Raw genomic sequence first — 6,539 nt, 5'->3', positions numbered from 1 at the left:
AGCTCCGCCGCCATCATCATGTGAAAGCGAGTCTCATGGAGTCCAGGACGAAACGAGCGAAGGGCGTCGGCGCATCACGGGGCATGATCCTCGCGGCCCTCGTCGCAGTCTTCGCCGTCATCACGGATCAGTTGACGAAGGCGTGGGCCCTGTCCGCCCTCGTCGAAGGACGACGGATCGGGGTGATCGGGGAACACCTCTCCCTGGTCCTCACCCGCAACTCCGGTGCGGCCTTCTCGCTCGGAGCCTCCTCGACCTGGATCTTCACGATCCTCGCCCTGGTCATCATCGGAGTGCTGGTCTACGCCCTGGTCCGCGCCCGCTCGACGCGCCTGGCGGCGTCGATCGGCCTGCTCCTGGGCGGTGCGATCGGCAACCTCATCGACCGCCTCATCCAGCCCCCCTCCTTCGGCCAGGGGCACGTCATCGACTTCATCGACTACGCCGGATTCTTCGTCGGCAATGTCGCCGACATCTGGATCGTCCTCGGCGCCGCCTGGCTCGCGATCGAAATGATCCTCGGCGAGAAGACGAAGCATGAGTGACACCCGCCTCCTCCCCGTTCCCGACGCCCTCATCGGGGATCGCACGGATGCCGCCCTGGCGCGCATGCTCGGCATGGCCCGCGCGCAAGTCGCGGGACTCATCGAAGACGGGCTCGTCCTCGTCAACGGCCGAGCGGCCCTCAAATCGACCCGCCTGGGCGCGAGCGACCTCATCGAGGTGACGATCCCCGCGCTGAAGGAAACGCCCCCGCCCGTCGTCGGCATGGACATCCTCTACGACGATGAGGACATCGTCGTCGTCGACAAGCCCGTGGGCGTCGCCGCACATACGGGGCCGGGCTGGTCCGGGCCCACGGTCCTGGGCAATCTCGAGGCGGCCGGATACCGGATCACCGGCTACGGCCCCCCCGAGCGCCAGGGAATCGTCCACCGACTCGATGTCGGCACCTCCGGCGCGATGATGGTCGCGAAATCCGAACTCGCCTATTCGGTGATGAAACGCGCCTTCAAGGAGCGGACGGTCACGAAGATCTATCACGCCGTCGTCTCAGGGCACATGGACCCCCCGATCGGCACGATCGACGCCCCGATCGGCCGTCATCCGTCCCGCGAGTGGCGCATGGCCGTCATCGACGGCGGCAAGCGGGCCGTCACGCACTACGACACCCTCGAGCTCATGGCCGGCGCCTCCCTCCTCGAAGTCCACCTGGAAACGGGGCGCACGCATCAGATCCGGGTCCACACCGCCGCAATGGGCCACCCCTGCGTCGGAGACGTCTTCTACGGCGCCGACCCGACGGCGGCGGCCCGACTGGGCCTTGAGCGCCAATGGCTCCATGCGGTCGAACTCGGCTTCGCGCATCCTCGCACGGGCGCGCCGACCTCGGTGCGCTCCCCCTATCCCGCCGATCTCGAGCGCGCCCTCGACATCCTGCGGAACCCCGTGTGATTCCCCGCCTCCTCCCCGCCGATGCGCGGGCCCGGGTGCGGGCCCTCCCGTTCGAACAGGATTGCCGGGGGACGAGGGCGTGACTCCTCGACGATGCGGGGGAGCGCCCTCGTCGCCGCGCGTGCGAGCGCACGACGGGTATAAGACCCGTACGGGCGCGCGAGGACCGCGGAAGGGGCGGCGCGTCCTGATCCCCGGTCCTCGAGGTGAAGGTGCTTGAGCGCCCGCTCGCCACTAGGATCGGGGGCATGGCGACCGACTCCTTCGTGCATCTTCACAATCACTCCGAGTACTCGATGCTCGACGGGGCCGCGAAGACCAAGGCGATGGCCGAAGAAGCCGCGCGGCTCGGCCAGCCGGCCATCGGCCTCACCGACCACGGCTACCTCTTCGGCGCCTTCGACTTCTACCAGAACTGCGTGAAGGCCGGGGTCAAGCCGATCATCGGCCTCGAAGCCTATGTGACGCCGGGGACTTCGCGCTTCGACCGCCAGAAAGTCACCTGGGGCGAGCCGTGGCAGCGTTCGGACGACGTGTCGGCCGGCGGCTCCTACAACCACCTCACCCTCATCGCCTACTCGACCGAGGGCATGCACAACCTCTTCCGCCTCGGCTCCTACGCCTCGACGGACGGTCAATTCGGCAAGTGGCCGCGCGCCGACAAGGAACTCCTCGCGAGGTTCCACAAGGGCCTCATCGTCTTCACGGGCTGCCCTTCGGGCGCCGTCCAGACGCGCCTGCGCCTCGGGCAATGGGACGAGGCGGTGCGCGAGGCCGCCGAGCTGCGCGACATCTTCGGCCCTGAGAACTTCTACGTCGAGATCATGGACCACGGCATCGAGTTCGAGCGCCGCACCCAGAAGCAGCTCCTCGAACTGGCCAAGCTCATGGATGCGCCGCTCGTGGCGACCAACGACGCGCACTACGTCCACAAGGACGACCGGAAGATCCAGGACGCCCTGCTCTGCATCAACTCGGGTTCGCGCATCTCCGATCCGGACCGCTTCAAGTTCGACGGCGACGGCTACTACATCCGCCCGAGCGAGGAGATGCGGTCGATCTGGTCCGAGCTCCCGCAGGCCTGCGACTCGACCCTCGAGATCGCCGAGCGCTGCGAAGTGCACTTCACGACGACCGCCGAGGGCGCGAACTACATGCCCGACTTCCCCGTCCCCGAGGGCGAGGACAAGACCTCCTGGTTCATCAAGGAGGTGGAACGCGGACTCAACTACCGCTTCCCGAACGGCATCCCCGACGAGGTGCGCAAGCAGGCCGAATACGAGGAGGACGTCATCGTCTCGATGGGCTTCCCCGGGTACTTCCTCACCGTCGCCGACTACATCCAGTGGGCGAAGGAGCAGGGGATCCGAGTGGGGCCGGGCCGAGGATCCGGCGCCGGCTCGATGGTCGCCTACGCGATGCGCATCACCGAACTCAACCCGCTCGAGCACGGCCTCATCTTCGAGCGCTTCCTCAACCCCGAGCGCATCTCGATGCCCGACTTCGACGTCGACTTCGACGAGCGCAGGCGAGATGAGGTCATCGCCTACGTCAAACGGAAGTACGGCGAGGACCGCATCTCCCAGGTCGTCACCTACGGCACGATCAAGACGAAGCAGGCCCTCAAGGACTCGGCCAGAATCCTCGGCAAGGACTTCAAGGTCGGCGAGCAGCTGACGAAGGCGCTGCCGCCCGGCGTCCAGGGCAAGGACATCCCGGTCCACGGCATCTTCGACAAGGAGCATCCGCGCTATGCGGAGGCGACGGAGTTCCGCAAGTACTACGAGGAGAACCCCGACACCCACGAGGTCGTCCAGTACGCCCTCGGCCTCGAAGGGCTGACGCGGCAGTGGGGCGTCCACGCCTGCGCGGTCATCATGTCGAGCCACACGCTCACCGACATCATCCCGATCATGAAGCGCCCCCAGGACGGCGCGATCATCACGCAGTTCGACTACCCGACCTGCGAGACGCTCGGCCTGCTCAAGATGGACTTCCTCGGGCTGCGCAACCTCACGGTCCTGTCCGATGCGCTCGAGAACATCACCCTCAACGGCAAGCCGGACCCCGATCTCGAGCACCTCGCCTTCGATGACAGGCCGACCTACGAGCTGCTGTCGCGCGGCGATACCCTCGGCGTCTTCCAGCTCGATGGCGGCGGCATGCGCGATCTTCTCAAGCTCATGAAGCCCGACAACTTCGAGGACATCTCCGCCGTCGGCGCCCTGTACCGTCCCGGCCCCATGGGTGCGAATTCGCACACGAACTACGCTCTGCGCAAGAACGGGCGCCAGGAGATCACCCCGATCCACCCCGAGCTCGCCGAGCCCCTCGAATCGATCCTCGGCACGACCTACGGCCTGATCGTGTATCAGGAGCAGGTCATGCAGATCGCTCAGAAGCTCGCGGGATACACGCTCGGTCAAGCGGACATCCTCCGCAAGGCGATGGGCAAGAAGAAGCCCGAGGTGCTCGCCAAGCAGTTCGAGGGCTTCCAGGCGGGCATGCTGAAGAACGGATATTCGAAAGAGTCGATCCAGGCCCTGTGGGATGTCGTCGTCCCCTTCTCCGCCTACGCCTTCAACAAGGCCCACTCGGCGGCCTACGGCCTGGTGTCGTATTGGACGGCCTTCCTCAAGGCGAACTTCCCCACGGAGTACATGGCGGCTCTTCTCACTTCGACGAAGGACAACAAGGACAAGCGCGCCCTCTACCTGGCTGAAGCGCGGCACATGGACATCACGGTCCTGCCCCCCGATGTCAACGCCTCTCGCGGCAATTTCGCCCCTGATGGCGAGCGGATCCGCTTCGGCTTGAACTCGATTCAGAACGTGGGGGCGAACGTCGTCGACGCGATCGTGGAGACCCGCGAGGCCAAGGGGAAGTTCGCGAGCTTCCAGGACTTCCTCGACAAGGTCCCGCAGGTGGTGTGCAACAAGAGGACGATTCAGTCGCTGATCCGCGCCGGCGCTTTCGATTCGCTCGGGTACACGCGCCGCGCCCTGCTGGCCCGTTGCGATGAGGCGGTCGATGCGATCATCGATGTCAAGCGCAATGAGGCCGTCGGCCAGTTCGATCTCTTCGGCGCGCTCGGCGGGGAGGACGAGTCGAGCGAGTCGTCTTTGGCGATCGATATCCCCGACATCCCGGAGTTCGACCGCAAGTCGAAGCTCGCCCAGGAGCGCGAGATGCTGGGCCTGTACGTCTCGGATCATCCCCTGCGCGGCCTCGAGGGCGGGCTCGCCCGATACCAGGATGTGGAGATCGCCCAGGTCGTCGGCTCCGAGGAATCGATGGCGGATCGCGTCGTGAAGATCGCGGGCCTCGTCTCGGGCGTGCAGACGAAGGTGACGAAGCAGGGCTCCGTGTGGGCGATCGCGACGATCGAGGATCTGTCGGGTTCCGTCGAGGTGCTGTTCTTCCCGCGCGCCTACGAGACGATCCAGACGCACCTGGTCCAGGACGTCATCGTCCAGGTCGAGGGGCGGGTGAATGTCCGTGACGAGGGCATGTCGATCTACGGCCAGTCCTTGACGCTGCTCGATCTGCGCGAGGACGGGGATGCGCCGCTCGATCTGGAGCTTCCGGTTTCGCGCTGCACGCCCGAGCTGCTTCTCGAGCTCCGCGATGTCCTCCAATCCTTCCCGGGCGGGTCGCCGGTGCGCCTGCACGTCCGTGAGCCCGGTAGGACGACGATCGTCGAGCTGGATCCGAAGCTGCGGGTCGAGCAGTCGAGCGCCTTCTTCTCGCAGGTGAAGGCGGTCGTCGGGATCTCCGGGGTGCTGACCTCCCACTAGTCCCACTAGCCGAGGTCATCACCTTTCTCCGTCGAGGTCATCACCTTTTGACGCCGAGAGGATCTGCTGGCGGGGTGAGGCGATGACCGCCAAGAGATTCAGCGGAACCTTGCGCGCTCAGCCGGGGTCCACAGCGCCGGCCGCCCATGAAGGTCGCGCTGCTCCGGAAAGCTCTCGCCGAGCAGCTTGAGCATCTGCGGCACATCGGCAATGGACGAGGCGTCGACGTCATGAACCGTGAATCCGACCTCCGCGAGATCCACACGACGAGCCGCCTCCTTCTCCCTTTGAAGCCTGCCGGCCCCGCCCTCGTACTTGATCGCACCATTGATCTCGATACCGCGCCGGACTCCCGGGATCCCCAGATCGACCCAGCGCACGCCGACGCGCGTTCGGACTTCAACTTGGGGTTCGATCTGCGAATAACCCGCCGCGAGGGCGATCCTGCGCATCTCGCTTTCGAACGGGGATTCGGCGAGCGCGGTGGCGACTGCGAGCAGTTCCCGCGCCTGACGGTAACCCCGCTGTCCTCGGTGCTTCTCCAGGGAATGGAGGATCCGGGTGAGGACGACGCGAGCCTCGCGCTCGAGTGACAGGCGGTCATCGCGCCAATGGGGCCTGCGTGCCACCGCGATAGCGAGAAGCGAATCGAGGGCGATGAGCGCGTCGTCGGGTGCGAGGAATCGCGCGGCCAACTCCATGGTTTGAAGGAGATCGGTTGTGGGGATCCCGTCGATGATGACCAGCTGATCCTCATCGAGTTCCATGCGGTGATTGACGACGGGACGCCGGGCCAGACGTTCTCGCCGATCGCGGGGGTTGAGGGCGAAGAACGAGGGGCCGCCGGTCTTCATCGGCTTGCGATGCCACGATGTGTGAACATGCGCTTGCCTCGGCGGATGCTTGAGCGACCCGCCGTGAAGGATCACGGCTGATTGCAGGACTGCGATCGCTTGAGTGCTCCGGCGGGCGACGTCGAGGAGCCTGGCTCGGTGGAGGTGCGCCTCCTTCTCCCACCATGTCGCTTCCGCGGGGATGTTGAGGAAACGCCCCTTTCGGAAACGCGTGGGGATCGAGGTTGTGACGGTGGTGCGCGGCGTTGCGAGGAGAAGGTCCATGCGCCCAGGCTGCCCTCAGAGAAGCGGAGCGCCGGGATGCTGGGCGATTGCCTGTGCATTCGGCGCGCCGGTGGAGAGGGTGTGGATACCTGAGCTTGGGGGCCTCACCGCCGACGGGATCCCCTCGGTGAAGAAACGTGATGACCTCGACAGAGGAAAGTGATGACTT

At 65.9% G+C, this 6,539-nt stretch carries 4 protein-coding genes; 3 read left to right on the top strand and 1 reads right to left on the bottom strand.

The window, feature by feature from the left end; translation table 11 throughout:
- The 3 genes from lspA to dnaE all read left to right on the top strand — a co-directional run.
- Positions 1 to 545 (top strand): signal peptidase II (gene lspA / locus ACQY7V_RS03615; RefSeq protein ID WP_428638949.1); only part of this gene is annotated, 545 nt, incomplete at its 5' end.
- Positions 538 to 1,455, top strand: a complete 918-nt coding sequence (locus ACQY7V_RS03610; protein WP_303774628.1) for an RluA family pseudouridine synthase — start codon at positions 538 to 540, stop codon at positions 1,453 to 1,455. The genes lspA and ACQY7V_RS03610, both read left to right, overlap by 8 nt.
- Before the next feature lie 248 nt (positions 1,456 to 1,703).
- Positions 1,704 to 5,252: a DNA polymerase III subunit alpha gene (gene dnaE, locus ACQY7V_RS03605; protein ID WP_154478639.1), complete on the top strand. Its 3,549-nt coding sequence runs from the start codon at positions 1,704 to 1,706 to the stop codon at positions 5,250 to 5,252.
- Between the two features lie 98 nt (positions 5,253 to 5,350).
- On the opposite strand, the gene ACQY7V_RS03600 is transcribed toward dnaE, so the two are convergent.
- A complete protein-coding gene (locus ACQY7V_RS03600; RefSeq protein ID WP_320836520.1) occupies positions 5,351 to 6,370 on the bottom strand; it encodes a hypothetical protein in 1,020 nt (339 codons plus the stop codon).
- Between the last annotated feature and the right edge of the window lie 169 nt (positions 6,371 to 6,539).

The organism is Schaalia sp. (assembly GCF_050312375.1).
GTDB classification, from domain to species: Bacteria; Actinomycetota; Actinomycetes; order Actinomycetales; family Actinomycetaceae; genus Pauljensenia; species Pauljensenia hyovaginalis.
Note: the sequence above shows the minus strand (reverse complement) of the source record. Positions and strands in the feature narration are given on the sequence as shown.

What these genes read in the sequence shown, in the direction of transcription:
- ACQY7V_RS03610 (WP_303774628.1), top strand. Translation starts at nt 538, where the DNA reads ATGAGTGACACCCGCCTCCTCCCCGTTCCCGACGCCCTCATCGGGGAT.
- dnaE (WP_154478639.1), top strand. Translation starts at nt 1,704, where the DNA reads ATGGCGACCGACTCCTTCGTGCATCTTCACAATCACTCCGAGTACTCG.
- ACQY7V_RS03600 (WP_320836520.1), bottom strand. Translation starts at nt 6,370, where the DNA reads ATGGACCTTCTCCTCGCAACGCCGCGCACCACCGTCACAACCTCGATC.